The following is a 20173-nucleotide window of genomic DNA, read 5'->3' as shown; positions in this document are numbered from 1 at the left end:
CGTCATGCCCACTGTATTGATCATCGACGACAACGCCGCGGTCACGATCGCGCTCGAGGTCCTGTTCTCCCTCCACGACATCGCCTCGCTGCGCGCGGCCTCGCCCGAGGAAGGACTGGAGGTGCTCGGGCGCGAACACGTGGACCTGGTCATCCAGGACATGAACTTCACGCTCGAGACCACCTCGGGCGAAGAAGGCGTGGCGCTGTTCCGCGAGATCCGCAAGCGCCATCCGGACCTGCCGGTGATCCTGCTGACCGCCTGGACCCACCTCGACGCCGCGGTGGAACTGATCAAGGCCGGCGCCGCTGACTACCTGTCCAAGCCCTGGCAAGACGAACGCCTGCTCACCACGGTCACCAACCTGATCGAGCTGGGCCAGGCCAACCGCGCCCTGAACCAGCGCCTGCAGCGCGAACGCAAGGCCAAGCGTGAGCTGGAGCAGAACTTCGACCTGCGCGGCCTGGTGTGGCAGGACCCGGCCACCGAACGCGTGCTCACCCTGGCCTGCCAGGTGGCGCGCGCCGACGTGCCGGTCCTGATCACGGGCCCGAACGGCACCGGCAAGGAGCGCATCGCCGAGATCATCCAGGCCAACTCGCAGGTGGCCGATGGCCCCTTCGTGGTGCTCAACTGCGGCGCCCTGCCCTCGGAGCTGATCGAGGCGGAACTGTTCGGGGCCGACGCCGGCGCCTACACCGGCGCCTCGAAAGCGCGGGAAGGCAAGTTCGAGGCGGCCGACGGCGGCACCCTGTTCCTCGACGAGATCGGCAACCTGCCGCTGGCCGGCCAGATGAAACTGTTGCGCGTGCTGGAAACCGGACGCTTCGAGCGCCTCGGCTCCAACCGCGAGCGCCAGGTCAAGGTGCGCGTGATCAGCGCCACCAACGCGGACCTCGGCGCCATGATCCGTGCCGGGACCTTCCGCGAAGACCTGTTCTACCGCCTGAACGTGATCGAGCTGCGCCTGCCGCCGCTCGCGGCCCGCCCGGGCGACATCCTGCCGCTGGCGCTCTCCTTTTTGCGCGGGAAGACCCTGCATCCCGCCGCGCAAGCCGCGCTGCTGGCCCATACCTGGCCCGGCAACGTGCGCGAACTGAAGAACGTGATGGCGCGCGCCAGCCTGCTGGCGCAAGGCGACATCATCAAGGCGCCGGATCTCGGCCTGCCCCTCGCTGCGGCGGCAGTGCAGTCGGGCGACGCGGAACCCGACCGCGACGCCATCGTGCAGGCACTGGCGCGCGCCGGCGGCGTGGTGTCCCAGGCATCCACGGAGCTGGGCCTGTCGCGCCAGGCCCTGTACCGGCGCATGGAACGGCTCGGCATCGCCAGGCCGACATGAGCGCGGAGGAGCGCCGCGGGTTTCGCCTCTCGCTGGTCACGCGCTGGTCGGCCCTGGTCGGCACCCTGCTCTCCCTCGGCATCCTGATCGCGCTCGGCCTGGACCACTTCTTCCCCGCACAACCGGTCCTGGTCTTCCTGGCCTGCCTGGCGGCGATCGTCCCGATCGCCATCATCACCATCCGCTCCCAGATCCAGCCGATCCTGTCGCTGTTCCGCGCCTTAGAGGGCACGGTGACGAGCTACCGCGACGGCGACTTTTCCTTCAGCCTGCACTGGCCGCAGAACGACGAGCTGGCCGACCTGATCGCCGCCCACAATGCGCTCGGCCAGGTGCTGCGCGAGCAGCGCCTCGGCCTGGTCCAGCGCGAGCTGCTGCTCGACACCATGGTGCAGAACACGCCGGTGGCCATGCTCCTGATTACCGATTTCGCCAGCAACACCGGCACCATCGTCTACGCCAACCTGGCGGCGCGCCAGCTGCTGTCGGAAGGCCGCAAGCTCGAAGGCCACGCGCTGGGCGCCGTGCTGGAAACCGCCTCGCCGGCCCTGAAGGAAGCGCTGGCGCGCGGCGGCGACGGCCTGTTCACCGCCGGCGAGTCGGAAGAAGAAGAGGTCTATCACCTGGCGCGAAGCGCCTTCACCCTGAACGGCCGGCGCCACGAACTGCTGCTGCTGCGCCACCTCACCACCGAACTGCGGCGCCAGGAGGTGCAGACCTGGAAAAAGGTGATCCGCGTGATCAGCCATGAGCTGAACAATTCGCTCGCGCCCTTGGCATCGCTCGCGCACTCGGGCACGGAACTGGTGCGGCGCGGCCAGACCGAGCGCCTGCCGCAGATCCTGCAGACCATCGGCGAGCGCACCCGCCATCTGGAGACTTTCATCCTCGGCTACGCGCGCTTCGCCAAGTTGCCCACGCCGCGCCTGGAAGCGGTGCCCTGGGGCGCCTTTGTCGGCCGGCTGGCCGACCAGGTGGCCTTCCGCCAGCTTGGCGAGCTGCCCCAGGAAGCCGCCTGGATCGATGCCGCCCAGATGGAACAGGCCCTGCTCAACCTGCTCAAGAACGCCCATGAATCCGGGTCAAGTCCCGACGCCGTCGAGCTGCAGGTGCGGCGCGTGCAGGACGCCATCCGCATCGACGTGCTGGACCGCGGCACCGGCATGAGCGAGGCCGTGCTCACCAATGCGCTGGTGCCCTTCTATTCCACCAAGCGCAGCGGCACCGGGCTCGGACTGGCGCTGGCGCGCGAGATCGCCGAAGCCCACGGCGGCCGCATCCTGCTGTCGAACCGCGACGGCGGCGGCCTGGCCGTCACCCTCATCCTTCCAGCGCTGCCGGCGGCGCCCGGCATGCCGCCACCATGACCAAGAAAGGACGCATATGCTGAAGATCATCGGCAAGGACACGTCGATCAACGTACGCAAGGTGCTGTGGACCTGCATGGAACTCGGCCTGCCTTTCGAACGCGAGGACTGGAACGCGCAGCACGCCGGCCTGAACCCGAATGCGCTGGTGCCGGTGCTGGTGGACGAAGGCTTCGTGCTGTGGGAATCGAACACGATCTGCCGCTACCTCTGCAATCGCTACGGCGAGCAGGGCGAAGGCGCCCTGCTGCCGGCCGGGCCACGCGACCGCGCCCGCGTCGAGCAATGGATGGACTGGCAGGCCACCGACCTGAACACGGCCTGGCGCTACGCCTTCATGGCGCTGGTCCGGGGCAGCGCCGCGCACCGCGACGCGGCCCAGATCGAAGCCAGCATCGCCGCGTGGAACCGCCACATCGGCATCCTCGACGCCCAGCTGCGCGCCACCGGCGCCTATGCCGCGGGCAGCAGCTTTACCCTGGCGGACGTGGTGCTCGGCCTGTCGGTGAACCGCTGGATGATGACGCCGATGGACCGGCCGGACCTGCGCCACGTGGCGGCCTACTACGACCGGCTCACCGAAAGGCAGGGCTTCCGCGAGTTCGGGCGCAACGGCGTCGCCTGACGCGTGCGCGGGACGGCGGTGGTAGGATAGGCTTTCATTGCCGTTGTTGCAGCATGCCGCCTTCCTACGCCCGCATCGATCCCCGTTTCGCCCAGCCCGGCCACCCGCCCGCCACCATCGACGAATTCGACGGCGTGCGCTTCCTGCACCTGGGCACCTCCTGGGTGCAGGGCGCCATGCGCCTGTCGAAACCGGATGCGATCGAACTCGAATACGTCCAGATGATGATGATGTGGACGCTGTTCATCCAGGACCCGCGCCGCATCGTCCAGCTGGGACTGGGCAGCGCGGCATTGACCAAGTTCTGCTACCGGCGCTTTCCGCAGGCGCGGGTGACGGCTGCCGAACTCAATCCGAACGTGATCGCGATCTGCCGCGCGCTGTTCGGCCTGCCCGAGAACGACGGCCGGCTGGACGTGCGCGAAATGAATGCGCTCGACTTCGTGCTCGATGCCGGCAACCACGGCCAGGTCGACGTGCTGCAGGTCGACCTCTACGACCACGACGCGCGCGGCCCGGTGCTCGATTCGCACGAGTTCTACCAGGGCTGCCACGACTGCCTGAAGGAGGACGGGATCATGACCGCCAACGTGTTCGGCGACGTCAGCAGCTACGACAAGAACCTGCTCACCATGCAGCAGGTGTTCGACGCCGTGGTCTGGCTGCCCGAGGTGCACGACGCGAACATCGTGGTCCTGGCCTTCAAGAACGCGCCGCAGCTCGATTTTTCGCTGCTGTACGAACGCGCCGGCGAGATCCGGCGCCACCTCAACCTGCCGGCCAAGAAGTGGGTCGATGGGCTCAGGGAGTGGATGCGCGACCACGCATAGCACGCTTCAGCGCGCCATCGCGCCCTCGGCCTTGGCCAGGTTGGCGCGGTAGCCCGCCAGGACCTTGTCGCCCTTGCCCTGCGCCTCGGCCAGCGTGATCGCCTTCATGAACTGCAGCCTGGCCTCTAGCGGCTTGCCCGTCGCCAGCAGTACTTCGCCGTAGCTGTCCTGCATGTTGTCCGAGGTGTTGAAGCGGCTGGCGCCTGCGCGCATCAGGCGCTCCGCCAGCACCGGCTGCTTGCGCGCTCCGAGCAGCTCGTAGCCCAGGCGGTTGGCATCCCATTCCGAAAGGCCGCTCGCTTCCAGCGCCGCCACCATCGCCGCATCGGAACCGCCCAGCTCCAGACGGTGCAGCAACCCGGCGCGCGCCTGTTCGCGCTCGCGCTTGACGCGCACGCCTTCAGCCGCGGCGATCACGCCCTCGACCGCCGCCACGACCAGTTGCGGCTGCTCCTGGTGGATGTTGTGGCCGCTCTCGGCGGTCACGATGTGGCTGCCGTTGCTGAAGTTGCGGAAGAAGCGTTCGTGCAGCCCGCGCCACACCTGCACCGCCGCCGGGGTTTCGAGAAAGAGCTGCGGCTGCTCGCGCTTCTGCACCGAGGTCAGGACCGCCACCGGCACGTCGGGCAGCGCGCCGGCGAAGGGCAGCTTGCCACTATCGAGCACCGCCTGCACGCTGCGCAGCTCGGGGTGGAACCTGGGCGGCATGAACTGCTCGGTGAGCTTGGTGTCCTTGTCGACGGCAGCGCTATCGAGCTTGCGCAGCTCGACATTGAATTGCTCGTCGCTCGGATCGACGAAGACCATGCCCGCCACCTGCTCCGGGTGGCGCGCGGCGTAGCTGCGGATCAGGAAGCCGCCATAGGAATGCCCGACCAGCACAAAGGGCGGCTTGAGATCCAGCTTGGCGATCAGCTGTTCCAGTTCATTGGTGCGCGCCGCGATGGTCGGCGCCTCCGGGCGCGGATCCGAGTTGCCGTGCCCCGCACGCGAGTAGCTCATCAACTTCGCCGACTTGGCCAGGGGGAGCGTCACCCTGCTCCAGACGTCCTTGTTGCGCCCAAAGCCCGCTTCCAGGATCACCGTGTAGCGGCCCGAACCCGCTGTCGCCGCTTCCACCCGGTAGTCGCCGACCTTGATGGTGTCCGATGGGACCGACGCATGGGTCGGACCGGACAGTGCGAACGCGAGCAGGGCGGCGGCCATACGGCCGTGAAGGGCAAATGCATGCGTCAATCGATGCTCCAGAAGTGGCGGCCATCGGCCGGAAACCCATTGTAGGCAAGGCTTGCGAGGCTGGAAAAGCCAATTTGGTATGCACCTCGACGATTACCCGCCATGGGTGCAAACCATCGTTTGTGAATAGAGCGAATCATCTAAAAGTGTTGCATTTTGCACAGTTGACACTTGTACTTACGGAAAGGTTTAATCAAAATCAATTCGCTGTAGTTATAGGAGAAATAGTTTTCGTGATGGACTAATCAACCAAGGGGACAAGATGGTGAATCAACCGAAGAAACGGGTATTGCTGGCGACTGCGCTGGTATCGGCCATGGCATCGGCGTTCGCGCAGGAAGCGCAGAACAGCCAGGGAGAGCCGGCCACCGTGGTCGTGCTGGGCTCGCGTACCCAGGCCAAGACGGCGCTCGACACCGCGGTGCCGGTGGGCCTGATCAGCGCGAAGGACCTGCAGTCGGCCGGTTCGCTCGAACTCGGCAAGGTGCTGCAAGACCTCGACCCGTCGTTCAACTTCACGACCACGTTTATCAGCGACGGCACCGACATCATCCGCCCCGCCACCCTGCGCGGCCTCGGCCCCGACCAGCTGCTGGTGCTGGTGAACGGCAAGCGCCGCCACCAGCAGGCCCTGGTCAACGTGCAGCAGACCATTGGCCGCGGCTCGGCCGGCACCGACATCAATGCGATTCCCCTGTCCGCCATCCAGTCGATCGAAGTGCTGCGCGACGGCGCCGCCGCCCAGTACGGCTCGGACGCGATCGCCGGCGTGATCAACATCGTGCTGAAAAAAGGCGTCACCGACACCCAGCTGAGCGCCAGCGCCGGCACCACCAGCGAAGGCGACGGCGACACCTATACCGCCAGCGCGCACAAGGGCATGCCGCTCGGAGCTGACGGCGGCTACCTGAACCTGTCGGTCGAAGGGCGGCGCCGCAACGAGACCAACCGCGCAGGAGTGGACACCGCCCGCGTCAACCCGCCGCGCGTGACCCAGCGCATCGGCGACAGCCTGGCCAAGGACGGCTACCTGTGGCTGAACGCGGGCCTCCCGGTTGGCGGCGGCGAGCTCTATGCCTTCGGCGGCGCATCCAAACGCACGGGCGACGCGGCCGGCTTCTTCCGCTCGGCCGGCGACGCGCGCAACGTACCGGCCGTGTATCCGAATGGCTTCCTGCCGAACATCAACACCACCGTCAAGGATGCCTCGCTGGCGGTCGGCTACAAGCACGACCTGGCGAACGACTGGAGCGTGGACCTGAGCCTGAACCACGGCCGCAGCGAACTCGGTTTCCACGAGAGTAACTCGATCAACGTCAGCTACTACTACGAGAACGGCAGCTCGCCGCTGGAGGCCGACACCGGCAAGCTGAAGTTCGACCAGACCACCCTCAACCTCGACTTCAAGGGCTCGGTGGACTTCGCCGGCGCGCCGCTCTACATCGGCACCGGTTTCGAATGGCGCCGGGATAACTACCAGATCGTGGCGGGCGACCCGGTCTCCTACCAGTACGGCCGTACCAACGATCCGCGCAAGATCATCCGCGACCAGTCGGGCGGCATCGCTGCCTCCGGCATCCAGGGCTTCCCCGGCTACACCCCGGGCACCGAAGTGGACGACGGCCGCCACAACACCGCCTATTACGTCGACCTCGAACGCAAGGTGGGCGACGCCCTGTCGCTCGGCGCGGCGGTGCGCCACGAACGCTATTCGGACTTCGGCAATACCACGATCGGCAAGCTGAGTGTCCGTTACGATCCCTCGCGCCTGGTCGGCCTGCGCGCATCCGGTTCGACCGGCTTCCGTGCCCCGGGCGTGCAGCAGAAGTTCTACAGTTCGGTGTCGACCAACCTGAACGCCGCCGGCGTGCTGACCGAGACCCTCACCGCGCGCGAGAACAGCGCCGTCACCCGCGCCTTCGGCATCGCGCCGCTGCAGGAAGAAACCTCGAAGAGCGCCAGCGTCGGCATGATCCTGCGCCCGACCAGCAACTTCTCGGTGACCGCGGACCTGTACCGCACCAACATCGACGACCGCATCGTGTTCTCGTCGAACATCGCACCGGAATCCGGCGCCTGCCCGACCGCCGCGGCCTGCCCGATCAAGGCCATCCTCGATCCGCTGCGCGTGGGCCAGGCCCAGTTCTTCACCAACGCGATCGACACCACCACCACCGGCTTCGACCTGGTGGCCCAGCACACCACGCGCGGACAAGGCTCGACCCTGGTACTGTCCGGCCAGCTGGGCTTCAACCGCACCAAGGTGAAGGACCGCCACTCGCAGTCCTCGGTCCTGAGCGGCGTCCAGCTGTTCGACGACACCCAGGTGACGCTGATCGAGAAGGGCCAGCCGCGCCAGCACCACGTGGTGGCTGCCGACTACACGGTGGGACAGTGGAACGCGACGGCGCGCGCCAACTACTTCGGCGAAGTCGAAGGCCAGGGCTTCACGCCGGGCTTCATCCAGACCTGGGATGCGAAGTGGATCGTCGACCTGACCGCGCGCTACAACTTCACCAGGAAGCTGAGCCTGACGGCGGGCGTCAACAATGTGTTCGACACCTACCCGACCAAGTGGGATCCGGTGAAAGCGGCGCCATTCCCGCAACTGGGCTTTACCTACTGCTGGGAGACCTGCCCGTTCGGCATTAACGGACGGTCGATGTACGCGAAGGTGGATTACGCGTTCTGATCCTCCAGGCCCGCAACCCGCGCCTGGCGCGGGTTGCGGGAGCGCTTATTCGTACTTTTCCAACTCGTCGAGCAGGTACTGTCGTAATTCTTCCGACTTGATCCATACGCCGCTCGCTGTCGGCGTAGGGAACACCGCTACCGAAACCTCCCGTGCCGCCATATCGGGCAGCCACTTTTCAGTGAACGCGTAAACGTCGATCTCGGCAGGAAAGCATCCGCCCCACGTCCCGGTGGCGCAGGCAGTCGCGTAGTCTGGATGTGGCCAGACAGGGAATCCTGGTGCGCCGGTGTCGTCCACCAGGAATACCCAAGCGTCTGCATCGCGCAGGCCCCACAGACGTTCGCAGTCTGCAGCACGCCCAATGAAATGCTTGAATCGCGCAGGTCCGGGTGAGGACAGTAATGCATTGCGTTGTGATTCGTTTAATTCAGATGCTGGAGCCACTATTATTCCTCCTTGGAAACTGTGCAATCCCTGCCAACCGTGCGCCCGTCACGTGCAGTCGCTTCATACTGCCTTGTTCCGATTACTTGCACAGGATCAGCCATGTCAACAGTCGATCTGGATGAACTAGAACAGGCAGCCATGATGGTGGAAGACGGCGACGGGTCGGTGACCGCCCTGGTGTCGCGCGAAACCGGCATGATCCACCTCCTGAATGACGAGTACATGGACGAGGAAGCGCCCATGCCATCGGCGTCAGGTGCCGACGAGGGCTACGTTTCGGTGCCGTCCGCGGGCACGCTGGGCATCGGAGACGGGCTCATCCTTCGCTTCGCCGCCATCCATTTGGCTGACGATCAGGATACTGTCCGCGACCAGTTCCGCGACCGCAACACCGAAGGCTTTGCTCGCCTGCTGCAAGAGCGCGGTGCGGGCGAAGCGTGGGAGCGCTTTCACGACGAAACCACCCGGACTGCGCTGCGGCGATGGTGCGAAGAGAACGGTTTGCAAGCTGCTGATCGAGGATAGCAGCCCAGGTCGAAGGAATGTCGGCAACGCTTCATTTCACGGGCGTCAGCACCATCGAAAAGAACATCCGCGTCGGTCCGTTCGACAGCTTGAGGAAGACCGTGTTGCGTCCCTTGCGAAAACGGACCAGGCGTTGACCTTCGGAGCGGTTGTAATCGCGTTCGTAGGTATTCCTGCTGCTGTAGACGCTCTGGTAGAACCAGCGCTTGGCCGCAATCCCTCCCTTCCAGACCAGCCGGTCGTTTACCTTGACCGATGCATTGTCGTCGGCGCCAATCCAGACCAGCATGTCGCGCTCCTGATCCATGAACACTTCCGTGTAGCCGTAATAGACCGAATTCTCTTCCGCTGCGGGCGGAACCAGCGGATAGCGCGCCTCGTTCACATATTCCCATTTCACGACACGCCTGTTTTTGCCGTAATACACCGCATCGAGGAGCACTGCGTCTTCCGGCGGATACTTCGGGTTGTTGAACAAGCCCGAACTATGGCGCCCCTGGAAAGGGCCGATGATGTACCAGCTGTTGAGATAAATACGGTTGGCGTATTGTCCGTCCGCGCCGAGTATGCGGCCGCGCCCCTTGACCATCCGCGCCGCATCGATGGCAGGGACTTGCCCCTTGCCACCCGCAAAAATGTCGCGGCCGGCATTCCTGTACAGGGGGCTCGTCCAATCTGCTTCCGGCGCCCGGCCCTCGCGCATGAAGCGCGCGATTTCCTCGAGCGTCCGCTTGTTCAAGCTTGATGACAGTGCCAGCGTGCTGCCTTGTCCGGATGCGCTGCCCTTGCCACTGCCGCTGCCAATGCCGTCGCTTGCCTTGGCCCTGTCGTCGCCGCGCTCTACCTGGACGCCCTGGTACTCACGCGCCAGCTGCTCGGCGCGGCTAGCCAGCACGGCGCGGGCTTTCTCTTCCAGGGCAGCCAGTTCCGCCGCCGGGTCGCCTTTCCCCGAACTGTCGGCAGGAGGATCGGGCGGCGCTGCCGCGTCCAGTTCCGCGCGCGCCTCTTCCTTCGTCTTGTCTGTCAGGCGCGCGAGCTCTTCCGCCTTCAGCTCGCGGTCAACCTCGTCGATGGCGCGCGACATCTCGCGTGCCTGCTTCAGCATCCGATCCGCCTGCGTCGCTGTCTCGGCCGGTGCCGCCGCTGCCGCCGCGGGCTCCTGCGCCGGCGCCGGCTCGGGCACGCGATTGGCGGACTGCTCGAGCAGCTCCTTGATCTTCCGGAGGTCGTCCACCCGTCGGGCCATGCGGGCCTGCGCGGTGGCGCGCACACTCTCCGCCACCTGGGTGTCCTGGCGCCGCACGATTTCCACGTTGCCGACATGGTAGAGCCAGGCCGCCAGGGCTGCATGCACGCCGACCGACACCAGCAGGCACCAGCGGGATGAACCCATCCTGAAGCCGGTCGTCATTGGCGGGTGTGCATGGCGATCTTGGTAAAGCCTTCGAACTGGCACAGGTCGAGGACGTGGATGATGTCCTGGTAGCGCGCCATTTCGTCGCCGTCGATGCGGATGGGGCGCGCCGGATTGGCGGCCGCTTCCGATTTCAGCCGATCATGCAGCTCCTGCACCGTGACCTTCTTCCCGTCGAGGTAGAGCTTGCCCTTGCTGTCGACGCCGATCGCCAGCGGGGCCGGCGCCGCGCTCGCGCGATCAAGACTCATCTGGGCAGCCGGCAGCACCACCGGCAATTCCATCTGCTTCTCGGCTTCCGGCTGCTTGAACGAGGTCGCAATCATGAAGAACATCAGCAGGAAGAAGATGCAGTCAATCAGGGCGATCAGCCCGATCTCCGGCGGATCATCCGCGCCCAGGTCAATGCGCATGCTGCACCACTTGCAGGCTGGGAGCTCCCGCCACGGCGGCCGGGGCAAACCATTCGTGCAGCAAGCCATTCACCTGCTTCTCCAGCTCCAGGCTGAGGACCGCCAGGCGGTGCTTGAAGAAGTGGTGCATGCCGAGTGCCGGCAGTGCCACGGCCAACCCGGCGGCCGTGTTGATCAAGGCTTTCGAGATGCCGCCGGCCAGAAGTGCGGGATTGCCCATCCCTTCCGCATAGGCGATCACATTGAAGGAATCGATCATGCCCAGCACGGTCCCGAGCAGGCCCACGATGGGCGCCACGGTGGCAACGATCGACAGGGCATAGAACTTCTGCTGGTGATGACGCAGTTCCAGGGAGGCGATGTCGCCCGCTCCGCTACTGACCCAGGCATGGGACTGGCCGCGATGCGCGAGCATGTACGCGATGATCCGGCCCAGCGTGCTGTTGCTCTCTTGCGCGGTGGCTTGCAGCGTTGCCGTATCCAGCGATGCCGACAATGCGCGGGCATTCTCGGCAAGGCCCCTTGGCACGACAGCGCTGGTGCGCAGGTGCAGCAAGCGCTCGATGCTGACCGCGACAAACAGCACCGACAGGCCCAGTGTCACGACAATCGCCGCGCCGCCCTCCTGCAATTGTTCGATCAAGTTGATCTCCGCCGCGTGGGCCGTGGAGGCCGTGCCCAGCAAGGCCGACAACGCAAGAATGGTCCTGAGCATCGCTGCATAATCCTATATCAAGCAATTATCATTTCCACATCCTAGCATCATATTATTCCTTGATGTAGCAAAACCTCTACCCGCCAAGGATGAATTTGCATCTTCGCCAGGCAGATCAGAAAGCAAGGCGCGCAACAGGTCTACCTGTCGTTGCTAATACAGGATTTTTGGGAATTAGGAGAGGTAGGCGCCTTGGCCGATAGCCGATCAGCGGCGTTCGCGCCACCAGAGCAGCAGCATCGCCAGAACAAAGGCGAGCGCGAAGGGCCAGGCCGGGAAGGCGCGTGGAGCGCCTTCCAATGCCTTGTCCGGCGTCCGGGCCGCATAGCGTGCCGTGGCGTCGCGGCGCTGGGCGGCCTGCCACTGCGGCCAGTCGCCCGGCGCGTAGACGTAGACGGCGTGTGTGCCCGCCTTTGCATCCTTCACCTGCAGCCAGCCCGCCTTCTCCGGCCATACGGCGACGCAGGCACTATCGGTACGCGCAGCCCAGGTGCGGGTGAGCTTCAGCTCAGGGAAGCTGACATCGCCTTTCACGCCGCGGGCGCACAGCTCCATGCGTTGTCCCGGCAGCGGCAGTTCTTCCGGCTCCAACCATTCGATTTCTTTCGAAACGTCGATGCCGACGCGGTCCAGCACGCCCTGCCACCACAGCGCCAGCGCCTGCGGCTCGCTGATCGCATGGCGGTGCCATTCGCTGGCGCCCAGCCAGGCGATGCGGCCCTTCTGCCAGTTGCGGGTCCAGACCAGGTTGTCGGTGCCGCTCCACTCGCCCGCTTCGCGTGCGGCCGGATTCAGCGGCGCTACCGGCAACTCGAAGGGCGTGTCGATCTTCCTGTCCGACGGCTGCGCCTGCAGCTGCAGGCCCAGCGTGCGCGACCAGACGCCAGGATCGTTGGCGTTCGCGCCGAGCACCAGCAAGGGCAGGCCGCCGGCCACACGGCCCAGCAGCGCGGAACGCTCGGCGCTGCTCGCGCGTTCGAACCAGGCGGCGTCGATGACCAGCAGGTTCGGCGCCTTCATCTCTTCCAAGGGCAGTTCGGTGCGCGTGATGGCGCGGCCCAGCACCACCTGCCAGTCGAGCAGCGCGCCGCTGCCGGCCAGCAGCTCGTTCAGGGTGCGAAGGTCGAACGAAGGCGCGCCGAAGCGGCCCTGTACCTGCAGGATGCTTGGTTCATGGATGGTCAAAGGCACCGGGCCTTCGGCGATGGTCTTGCCGGCGGCATCCTGCAGGCGTGCCTTGAGCACGAGGCGTTCGGCCAGCGGCGGCGTCCAGCCGACGCTCAGGTCACCGGTGCCGCGCGCATCCGCGATGACCTGGCCGTTCTCGCCCAGCAGCTGCAGGCGCGCTTCCGTTTTGTCGTCACGCTGCACCCGCAGCGTGAACGTGCGGCCGAGCGCGAGCTGGCGCGGGTAGTGCAGGCGCAGGGTGCCGCCCTCGGGACGCTGCCATTGCAGGGGCAGGGCCGGCAGGTCATTCCACTGCGCCGCGCGCAGGCCATCGCCCTTCACCGCAAACGCGCGCACCCCTTCCAGCATGGGCGCAGCTGAGTTCGGCTCGAGCGTCAGGGTGCGGCCGGCATCGCCCGGCAAGCGGATGCCGGCTGCAAACAGGCCAAGCGCCACCGCGGCGACCAGCACCAGGAGCGCATCGATCCACTGGCGGCGGCGCGCATACAGCGTGGCACTGGCCACGCCAGCGATGCCGATCAGCGCCAGCAACACATCGGTACTCATCCATGCATTCACGGCTTGACTCCTTCACGCCATGCGCGCACAAACGGCGTCTCCACGGTCGGCCTGGCCTGCAGCAGTACCTGGCCCTGCCCTGCTCCCTGGCGCAGCCAGGCGCGCAGCACCGGGCGGCAGGGGACGCAGCCGTCAGCCACGTCCTGGATTGCGGTCTGGGCCGCCAGGCGCTGGTCGTCGTCCTGCAGGCGGCTGCGTACCCAGTCGTGCGCAGTGCGGGTCCAAAGGGCCGGCAACGGGCCGTCGCTAGTCAGTGCCTGGACCAGCAGGCTGACGTCTTCCGGCACGCGTTTATCCGGGCCGCCCTGCTCGCGGCGATAGCTGGCGGTGCCATCCATGTCGCCGCTCATGCGCTTTTCTTCCTTGATCGGCGGCGGCACGAAGGCGGTCTTGTGCAAGTAGACGCGCTCGGCCTGCTGCAGTTCCTTGATCGCCTCCAGGGCCTTGTGCTCGGGCGGCAGCGCCACCTTCGGTGTGATCGCACGCAGGGCCTTTTCGGCGTCCCACATTGCAGACAGTGCGCGGCGCAGCACCTTCTTGGTCTCTTCGTCGAACAGCGTGGCGTTTTCCGCCTCGTCGTGGGCGTGGCCGTACTGGTGCAGGATGTCCTGGTTGCTACCACCGCCTTCCTGGCCGCCGTGGTCGTCGTGATCGTCCTCGCCGTCCGAAAACAGCGAGGATTCCTCGCCCAGGAACTGGCCGTAGCGGCGGCGCAGCGCACCCTGGTCGTTGGCGATCTTCTGGCTGCGGTCGCGGACCGCTTCCTCGCTCATCTTCGTGCTGCGCATATCGGCGACCAGCTGCTCGGTATCGATGATGATCTGGCGCTGGCTGCGCAGGCTCTGCGGCTTGACCAGCACCGGCATCGCGGCGCTCTCTTCTTCCGCCTGCTCGGGCGGCGCCGGCAGGCGCAGCGTGTAGGTCGGCGACTGCACCGTGTGCGCACGCGCCGCGTTGTCCGTCGCGCGCACGAAGAAATACAGCTCGTCGCCGGGCTCCATGCCCAGCTCCGCGATCGACCAGTTCTTGGCCCAGTTGCGCTGCTTCGGACCGGGCGATGCCGGCAAAGGCATCTCGCGGTCGGTAAAGCGGATGTTCTCGCCGCTGCCGCGCGCCAGCGTCATGTGCAGCGTGGCGCGGGTGATCAGGTAGTCATCCGTCACCTTCACGCCCATCTGGGCATTGGTGGCGGTTTCAAGCAGTTCCTGCACCATCTGGGTCGGCGCCGTGATGGTGATCTCCGGCGGCTGGTCGGGGATGACCTTGATCGTGTAGCGCTTGCCTTGCCAGCGCCAGAACACCGATTCCGTGGCGGTCCAGCGGGCGCATTCCTTGCCCGGCTTGAGCACCTGGCCGTTGCTGACCTCGATCGGTTGCTCGGCGCTGGAAGGGTCTTTCAGGCACCAGGTGACGACAGTCTGCTCCGGCACTTGCAGGTCCTTCGGTGCGGTTTCCAGCGCAGCGACGCCGGTGTAGCCCGGTGGTGCGGTGCGCACGACGAGCTGTGCGGCGGCAGGCGCCGCAGCCGCGGCCTGCGCCTTGCCGGTAGCGGCGGCGACACCGCCCTGCGAGGCCGCGCCCGTTGCGTACCAGACCACAGCGGCGGCCACCAGGCTGCCCAGCAGCCACGGTGCGCCGAGCTTCACGCGCTCGCCTGCGATGGTGCGCAACTGCGGGGCGCTCACGCTGGCATCGAGACGATCGAGGAGGCGCCGGCGCTGCAGCTGGGCCACGGGCGTGGCCGCGTGCTCGATCAGGGCGCTGCTGTCTTCCATCTCGGGCACGGCGCCGTCCAGCCAGGCCGTCCATTCGAAGCTGACGCGGCGGCGCAGGACAGCCCAGTCCCAGGCGCACCACATGATCCAGGCGATCAGACCCGGGGCGGATCGGATGACGAGCCACGGCAGGGCCCCGGCGATCCACAACGGCAGCCGGCGCAGCTGGGCGGCGCGCCAGACGCGCCGGACGATCTCAGCGCCTTCTTGCATGCGTCAGGATCCTTTCGAGTACGAACAATGCGACCAGCAGCGCCATCAGGATGCCGCGCAGCGCACCGCTCGGTTCTGGCGCATGGACGGAACGCGACGCTTCGAACAAGCGTGACGGCGCCGTGTAGGCCGGCGGCCCAGCGTGCAGGCGCTGCCAGTTGTCCAGCAAGGCACGGGCGGCATCGGGGTTCTTCGGCGGCCAAGCGTCCGACTGCCAGAGGCGTCCGCGCGGGCTGTCGGCGTAGCGCAGGCCATCCACTTGCGGCGCCTTGACCAGTTCGGGGAAGGCGGCGGTATCGGTCACGAGCCACAGCGGCGCGCGCAGCGACGGCGGCGGCGCATCCTTGCGGTCCCAGACGATCAGCGAAGTCTTCGCGCCCGGCGCCTCGTCGATCGCAATACCTTCGGCAGCAAACACGCGCCGCCACTGGTCCGGACGCTCGCTGGCGATGTGGACGCGGCGCTCGGCTTTCTCAGGCGGGCGTGCCAGCGTGCGCAGTTCGATCCGGCGCCCGAACTCCGGCACGAAGGTCGGCATCGGCACGTCGCCCAGCACCAGCAGACGGGCCTCCGGACGCCATTCGCGTTCGTGGGCGCGCAGCCAGCCGATCGTCTGCGCGGCCGGCATGCTCATGCGGTCGGCCTTGGCCAACCCAGCCTGGGCGACCTGGTGCTCCGCCCAATTGGCATCAGTACCGGCAGCGACGATCACAGTATCGCCGCGCCAGGGCATGACCGGGTCGGCCAGCCACGCGATGGCGGCAACCAGCATCAGGCAGCGGACCAGCAGCAGGATGACATCCTTCCAACGCCAGGCGCGCGTCTGGCGCGGCTCGGTGCGCGGCAGGAAGCGGCTGGTCGCGAGTACCTCGGCCTTGTGCTGCTCGCGCTTGCGGCGGTGCCACCAGATCGGCAGCAGCAGGATCGGCAGGGCAAACCACCACATGGCATTCATGGACGGCTCCCCGGACGGCGCAACCACAGGCGCAGGACTTCACCCGGCGCCTGCTCGATGCGCGCCGCGACGAAGGGAATATCGCGCTTGCGACAACTGGCCTTCACTTCTGCGAAATGCTGCTCGCGCCTCAAGCGGTAGCCCTCTTTCAGATCTGCGCCGAAGCGATAGACGCCCGCATCCTGCTCCGGGTCGCGATAGGCCAGGTTGGAAGCGAAACTGGCGTCGACCTCCGCCTGGGTCTGCAGGCACAGCACGCGCACGTCGTGGCGCATGCCGCGCAGGCGGACCAGGGCCTGCGACAGTGGCGACGGCCAGTCCAGCAGGTCGCTGGCAGCGAAGATGACGCTCGGGGACTGGGCAAAGTGCAGGCTGGCGCGCAAGGTGTCGGCATCCGGCAGTTCACCCGCCGCCTGCACGCGGCTCAGCTGCAGCAGCACGCGCTGCAGCTGGCGCGGGCCGCGCAGGGCGGGCGTGAACTGCACCTTGCCTTCGTTCAGGATCACCACGCCGAAGGCGTCGCCCTGGCGCTGGGCGATGGCGGCGACGCAGCCGAGCAGCGTGCGCGCATAGGACAGCTTGTCGACGCCCTCGACCTCGCGGCTGGGTTCCAGCATCGAGGCGCTGGCGTCCAGCACTAGCCAGACCGCCACATGGCTGTCACGCTCCGCCTCGCGCACGAAATAGCGGTCGGCGCGCGCCAGCAGCTTCCAGTCGACGCGGCGCCACTCGTCCCCGGGCGCATAGGCCCGGTATTCGGAGAATTCGACGCCCGCCCCGCGCTCGCGCCCGGCGTGGATACCGTGGCCGAGCCCCGCCAGCACATGGCGGATCACGAGGTCGAGCTTCTGCGTGTGCGCGATCAGCGCGGTCTTCGCCAGCGACAAGATTAATCGACCCGGATCTCGTTACGCAGGGATTGCAGGATGTCGGCGATGGCGATGCCGTCCGCTTCGGCTTCGAAGTTGCGTAGCACGCGGTGCGCCAGCACCGGCAGCAGCATGGCCTGGATATCGTCGCGGGTGACCGCAAGGCGGCCCTGCATCAGGGCGCGGGCTTTCGATGCCAGCACCAGCGCCTGGCCGGCGCGCGGGCCGGCGCCCCAGCCGATGTGCTGTTTCACCGCCGCCACCGTGGTGAGGGCCGGACGGGTATTGCGCACCAGCCGCGTCGCGTAGCGCAGCAGGTGCTCGCCGATCTCGATGTCGCGCACCAGCTGCTGCAGGCGCAGCAGGGTGGCCACGTCCATTGCCGGCTGGGCGTCGTCCAGGCCGGCGTGGGTGGTGCGCGAGACCATCAGCACTTCTTCGTCCTCGGTCGGGTAGACCACGTCGATGCGCAGCAGGAAGCGGTCGAGCTGCGCTTCCGGCAGCGGATAGGTGCCGGCCTGCTCGATCGGGTTTTGCGTGGCCAGCACGAAGAAGGGACGCGGCAGTTTATGGGTGGTGCCGGCGAAGGTGACGGCGCGCTCCTGCATCGCTTCGAGCAGGGCCGATTGCGTCTTGGGCGGTGCACGGTTGATCTCGTCCGCCAGCAGCACCTGGGTGAACACGGGGCCCTGCTGGAAGCGAAACACGCGCTGGCGCGTGCTGGTGTCTTCTTCCAGGATCTCGGTGCCGACGATATCGGAGGGCATCAGGTCCGGCGTGAACTGCACCCGGCGGAATTCCATGTCGGTGGCCTGCGCCAGCGACTTCACCAGCAGCGTCTTGCCTAGCCCCGGCACGCCCTCGACCAGCGCGTGGCCGCCCGCCAGCAGGCAGGTCACCAGCAGGTCGACCACGTCTTCCTGGCCGATGATCACGCGCGCCATGCTTGCCTTCAGCGCGCCCACTTTCGCCGTCAGGTCGGCGATTTCCTTCTCACTCCACGCTACCGCATCACGTTCCGACACTGCTCAGGCTCCCAACGCATATTGAATGATGTTGACTGCGAAGCGGGTGTTGTCGACCGCGAGGAACCGCTTGTTGCGGAAGTCGTAGTCCCACTCGCATCCATAGTCCTTGTTCGAGTACAGCAGGCGGATGCGCCCGCCGAACTCGATCGCCTTCAGGTACTCGTGCACCAGGTCGTCGCCCCAGCCATTGAGTTCCCCACCGGTGGTAGGCGGTCCGTCGAACTTGAAGAAGCACGAATACAGCGGGTGCGTATTCGGGATCTTCTTCAGCGCGGACACACCGAAAATCTTCGCCATCTCGGCCTCGAACGATTTCGCGAACAGGCCATCGATGTCGTGGTTGCAGTCGTCCACAAAGACGAAACCGCCGCCGCGCACGTATTTTTCGAGGTTGCGCCGCTCCGCCGGGGTGAACTGCACCAGCTTGTGTCCCGCGAAGTAGCAGAACGGCGCCTGAAGCATCTTCGGATCCGACAGGGCGACCACGCGCTCGGCCGGATCCACCCGCAACGTGGTGTACTCGACGAGCGAGTTCAGCACGTTGCTGGGCATACGGATATCCACGTCCCAGTCGCCCGACTCGTAGCTCAGGCGGGTGAAGTAGAAATCGTAGTTCGCCATCAAATGCGCGCCATTTAGACCGCGTCGGACAGCGAGGTGAAGTTGAAGTCGCGCACCTTCATCGGCGGCAGCACCATCTGGAACGGCACCTCGTCGCCACCGATGATCTGCGGCTTGCCCAGCTCGTCGATGTTGTTGAGGATGGTGACCGGGCTCTCGTTGAAGCGGAAGTTCTTCACCGGGTGCTTGATCTTGCCGTTCTCGACGTAGAAGGTGCCGTCGCGGGTCAGGCCCGTGATCAGGAGCGACTGCGGGTCGACCATGCGGATGTACCAGGTACGGGTGACCACGATGCCCTTCTTGGTCCCTTCGATCAGCTCTTCCAGCGATTTGGTGCCACCCGCCATGATCATGTTGCCGTGATTCGCGGTAGCGACGTTGCCGGTCTTCTTGGCCCAGTAGGGCGAGTAGCCGAGCGAAGCGACGCGGCCGTCCTTGATCAGGTCGGTGCGCTTGCGGGCGATCATGGTCTGGCCGTCCCACGGCGCCACCGGCACGTCCGGATTCCACGGGTCGGCCCAGATATTCACCTGCTGGTCGAACAGCTTCTCGCCCAGGCGGTTGCCGCCGCCCTTCTTGGCCAGGAAGCTGCGGCCTTCGTCCGCGGCGCGCGCACCAAAAGAGCTGAACATGTTACCCAGGATTTCCGAGGTTGCCGCCGGCTCCAGGATGACGGTGTAACGGCCCGGCTCCAGCGCTTTCGCATCGACCGAACGCAGGGCCTTGTCGATCGCGATTTCGGCCGCCTCCGCGGCGTTGAAGCGGCGCGCGTCGACGGCCGAGCGGGTCACCCAGCCGGAACCGCGGCCGTCTTCGGTACGCGCGGTGCAGGTGAAGGACAGGTCGGTGAATTCCTGGAAGCCGAACACGCCGTTCGAGTTGGCCACGCAGGAGAAGCTGGTGCTGTCGGTGAAGAAGCCGGCGGTGACCAGCTTCTTGGCGCGCGCCTGGCCGATCGAGGCGGCGGCCACTTCGGCGCGGTAGTCCGGATCGATGGCGGCGGTCGAGCTCACGAAGGTCTTGGTGGTGAGGTACTCCTGCTTGCCGACGGCCGGCATGAATTCCGGATTCTCCGGCGCCAGGCGCGCCAGTTCCTCGGCGCGGCGCACGGCCTTTTCCAGCGACTTGTCGTCGAACTCGTTGATGACGGCGGTGCCGGTGCGCTTGCCGAAGGCGACGCGCACGGCCAGCTGGGTGTCTTCGGTCAGGCCCGCGGTCGACACGCTGTTGCGTGCGAAGCGGATGTTACCGGTGCGGTTGCCGTCGATCGAGACGCTGCACTCGTCGGCTTTCGAGAAACCGATCACGCGGTCGGCGATGCGTTTTGCTTGTTCCTGGTTCAGCTGTTTCATGATGT

18 protein-coding genes are annotated in these 20173 nt (G+C 66.4%); 6 read left to right on the top strand and 12 right to left on the bottom strand.

The annotated features are described in order from the left end of the window. The first annotated feature begins 4 nt into the window (after positions 1-4). From LK542_RS22940 to LK542_RS22925, 4 genes are read left to right on the top strand one after another with little or no spacing between them, the layout of a single operon-like run. Positions 5-1342, top strand: coding sequence for a sigma-54 dependent transcriptional regulator (locus LK542_RS22940; RefSeq protein ID WP_227813728.1), 1338 nt, complete (start codon positions 5-7; stop codon positions 1340-1342). Further along, on the top strand, positions 1339-2709 hold the full coding sequence (locus LK542_RS22935) for a PAS domain-containing sensor histidine kinase (RefSeq protein ID WP_227813727.1): 1371 nt from the start codon (positions 1339-1341) through the stop codon (positions 2707-2709). The genes LK542_RS22940 and LK542_RS22935 overlap by 4 nt, the downstream gene beginning before the upstream one ends. 16 nt (positions 2710-2725) lie before the next feature. Continuing rightward, a complete protein-coding gene (locus tag LK542_RS22930; protein WP_227813726.1) occupies positions 2726-3334 on the top strand; it encodes a glutathione S-transferase family protein in 609 nt (202 codons plus the stop codon). Positions 3335-3387: 53 nt separating this feature from the next. Continuing rightward, the gene (locus tag LK542_RS22925) at positions 3388-4164 is read left to right on the top strand and encodes a spermidine synthase (RefSeq protein WP_227813725.1); all 777 of its coding nucleotides are present in this window, start codon (positions 3388-3390) and stop codon (positions 4162-4164) included. Positions 4165-4170: 6 nt separating this feature from the next. Here the strand turns inward: LK542_RS22925 and LK542_RS22920 are convergent, their stop codons facing one another. Beyond that, positions 4171-5400 carry an alpha/beta fold hydrolase gene (locus LK542_RS22920; protein WP_227813724.1) on the bottom strand — a complete coding sequence of 410 codons (1230 nt, stop codon included), beginning with the start codon at positions 5398-5400 and terminating at the stop codon, positions 4171-4173. 262 nt (positions 5401-5662) lie between these two features. Between LK542_RS22920 and LK542_RS22915 the strand changes: the two genes are divergently transcribed. Beyond that, on the top strand, positions 5663-8092 hold the full coding sequence (locus LK542_RS22915; protein ID WP_227813723.1) for a TonB-dependent siderophore receptor: 2430 nt from the start codon (positions 5663-5665) through the stop codon (positions 8090-8092). Positions 8093-8137: 45 nt separating this feature from the next. Here the strand turns inward: LK542_RS22915 and LK542_RS22910 are convergent, their stop codons facing one another. Further along, positions 8138-8539, bottom strand: coding sequence for a DUF2750 domain-containing protein (locus tag LK542_RS22910; protein WP_227813722.1), 402 nt, complete (start codon positions 8537-8539; stop codon positions 8138-8140). Positions 8540-8641: 102 nt separating this feature from the next. Here LK542_RS22910 and LK542_RS22905 point away from each other — a divergent pair, with 102 nt between their 5' ends. Continuing rightward, entirely contained in the window at positions 8642-9067 is a 426-nt protein-coding gene (locus LK542_RS22905) for a hypothetical protein (protein WP_227813721.1), read from the top strand. A gap of 31 nt (positions 9068-9098) precedes the next feature. On the opposite strand, the gene LK542_RS22900 is transcribed toward LK542_RS22905, so the two are convergent. From LK542_RS22900 to LK542_RS22855, 10 genes are all read right to left on the bottom strand, one after another. Beyond that, positions 9099-10478, bottom strand: coding sequence for a hypothetical protein (locus tag LK542_RS22900; RefSeq protein ID WP_227813720.1), 1380 nt, complete (start codon positions 10476-10478; stop codon positions 9099-9101). Then, entirely contained in the window at positions 10475-10894 is a 420-nt protein-coding gene (locus tag LK542_RS22895; protein WP_227803360.1) for a biopolymer transporter ExbD, read from the bottom strand. The genes LK542_RS22900 and LK542_RS22895 overlap by 4 nt, the downstream gene beginning before the upstream one ends. After that, positions 10884-11609 (bottom strand): MotA/TolQ/ExbB proton channel family protein, encoded by a 726-nt coding sequence (locus LK542_RS22890; RefSeq protein WP_227803359.1) that lies wholly within the window; start codon positions 11607-11609, stop codon positions 10884-10886. The genes LK542_RS22895 and LK542_RS22890 overlap by 11 nt, the downstream gene beginning before the upstream one ends. A 207-nt stretch (positions 11610-11816) precedes the next feature. After that, positions 11817-13343: a hypothetical protein gene (locus tag LK542_RS22885; RefSeq protein WP_227813719.1), complete on the bottom strand. Its 1527-nt coding sequence runs from the start codon at positions 13341-13343 to the stop codon at positions 11817-11819. Between the two features lie 8 nt (positions 13344-13351). Further along, positions 13352-15343 carry a DUF4175 family protein gene (locus LK542_RS22880; protein ID WP_227813718.1) on the bottom strand — a complete coding sequence of 664 codons (1992 nt, stop codon included), beginning with the start codon at positions 15341-15343 and terminating at the stop codon, positions 13352-13354. Beyond that, positions 15327-16298 (bottom strand): BatA domain-containing protein, encoded by a 972-nt coding sequence (locus LK542_RS22875; protein WP_227813717.1) that lies wholly within the window; start codon positions 16296-16298, stop codon positions 15327-15329. The genes LK542_RS22880 and LK542_RS22875 overlap by 17 nt, the downstream gene beginning before the upstream one ends. Beyond that, positions 16295-17185 carry a DUF58 domain-containing protein gene (locus LK542_RS22870; RefSeq protein ID WP_227813716.1) on the bottom strand — a complete coding sequence of 297 codons (891 nt, stop codon included), beginning with the start codon at positions 17183-17185 and terminating at the stop codon, positions 16295-16297. Before LK542_RS22870 ends, LK542_RS22875 begins: the two co-directional genes overlap by 4 nt. 2 nt (positions 17186-17187) lie before the next feature. After that, positions 17188-18192 carry an AAA family ATPase gene (locus tag LK542_RS22865; protein ID WP_227813715.1) on the bottom strand — a complete coding sequence of 335 codons (1005 nt, stop codon included), beginning with the start codon at positions 18190-18192 and terminating at the stop codon, positions 17188-17190. Positions 18193-18195: 3 nt separating this feature from the next. Next, entirely contained in the window at positions 18196-18816 is a 621-nt protein-coding gene (locus tag LK542_RS22860) for a DUF4159 domain-containing protein (RefSeq protein ID WP_227803353.1), read from the bottom strand. Between the two features lie 14 nt (positions 18817-18830). Next, on the bottom strand, positions 18831-20168 hold the full coding sequence (locus LK542_RS22855; RefSeq protein WP_227803352.1) for a TldD/PmbA family protein: 1338 nt from the start codon (positions 20166-20168) through the stop codon (positions 18831-18833). Positions 20169-20173 lie beyond the last annotated feature (5 nt).

It is taken from the genome of Massilia sp. IC2-477, from assembly GCF_020707265.1.
Taxonomy (GTDB): domain Bacteria; phylum Pseudomonadota; class Gammaproteobacteria; order Burkholderiales; family Burkholderiaceae_D; genus Telluria.
Note: the sequence above shows the minus strand (reverse complement) of the source record. Positions and strands in the feature narration are given on the sequence as shown.

What these genes read in the sequence shown, in the direction of transcription:
- LK542_RS22875 (WP_227813717.1), bottom strand. Translation starts at nt 16,298, where the DNA reads ATGAATGCCATGTGGTGGTTTGCCCTGCCGATCCTGCTGCTGCCGATC.
- LK542_RS22860 (WP_227803353.1), bottom strand. Translation starts at nt 18,816, where the DNA reads ATGGCGAACTACGATTTCTACTTCACCCGCCTGAGCTACGAGTCGGGC.
- LK542_RS22905 (WP_227813721.1), top strand. Translation starts at nt 8,642, where the DNA reads ATGTCAACAGTCGATCTGGATGAACTAGAACAGGCAGCCATGATGGTG.
- LK542_RS22900 (WP_227813720.1), bottom strand. Translation starts at nt 10,478, where the DNA reads ATGACGACCGGCTTCAGGATGGGTTCATCCCGCTGGTGCCTGCTGGTG.
- LK542_RS22915 (WP_227813723.1), top strand. Translation starts at nt 5,663, where the DNA reads ATGGTGAATCAACCGAAGAAACGGGTATTGCTGGCGACTGCGCTGGTA.
- LK542_RS22855 (WP_227803352.1), bottom strand. Translation starts at nt 20,168, where the DNA reads ATGAAACAGCTGAACCAGGAACAAGCAAAACGCATCGCCGACCGCGTG.
- LK542_RS22935 (WP_227813727.1), top strand. Translation starts at nt 1,339, where the DNA reads ATGAGCGCGGAGGAGCGCCGCGGGTTTCGCCTCTCGCTGGTCACGCGC.
- LK542_RS22940 (WP_227813728.1), top strand. Translation starts at nt 5, where the DNA reads ATGCCCACTGTATTGATCATCGACGACAACGCCGCGGTCACGATCGCG.
- LK542_RS22925 (WP_227813725.1), top strand. Translation starts at nt 3,388, where the DNA reads ATGCCGCCTTCCTACGCCCGCATCGATCCCCGTTTCGCCCAGCCCGGC.
- LK542_RS22895 (WP_227803360.1), bottom strand. Translation starts at nt 10,894, where the DNA reads ATGCGCATTGACCTGGGCGCGGATGATCCGCCGGAGATCGGGCTGATC.
- LK542_RS22890 (WP_227803359.1), bottom strand. Translation starts at nt 11,609, where the DNA reads ATGCTCAGGACCATTCTTGCGTTGTCGGCCTTGCTGGGCACGGCCTCC.
- LK542_RS22885 (WP_227813719.1), bottom strand. Translation starts at nt 13,343, where the DNA reads ATGAGTACCGATGTGTTGCTGGCGCTGATCGGCATCGCTGGCGTGGCC.
- LK542_RS22930 (WP_227813726.1), top strand. Translation starts at nt 2,726, where the DNA reads ATGCTGAAGATCATCGGCAAGGACACGTCGATCAACGTACGCAAGGTG.
- LK542_RS22880 (WP_227813718.1), bottom strand. Translation starts at nt 15,343, where the DNA reads ATGCAAGAAGGCGCTGAGATCGTCCGGCGCGTCTGGCGCGCCGCCCAG.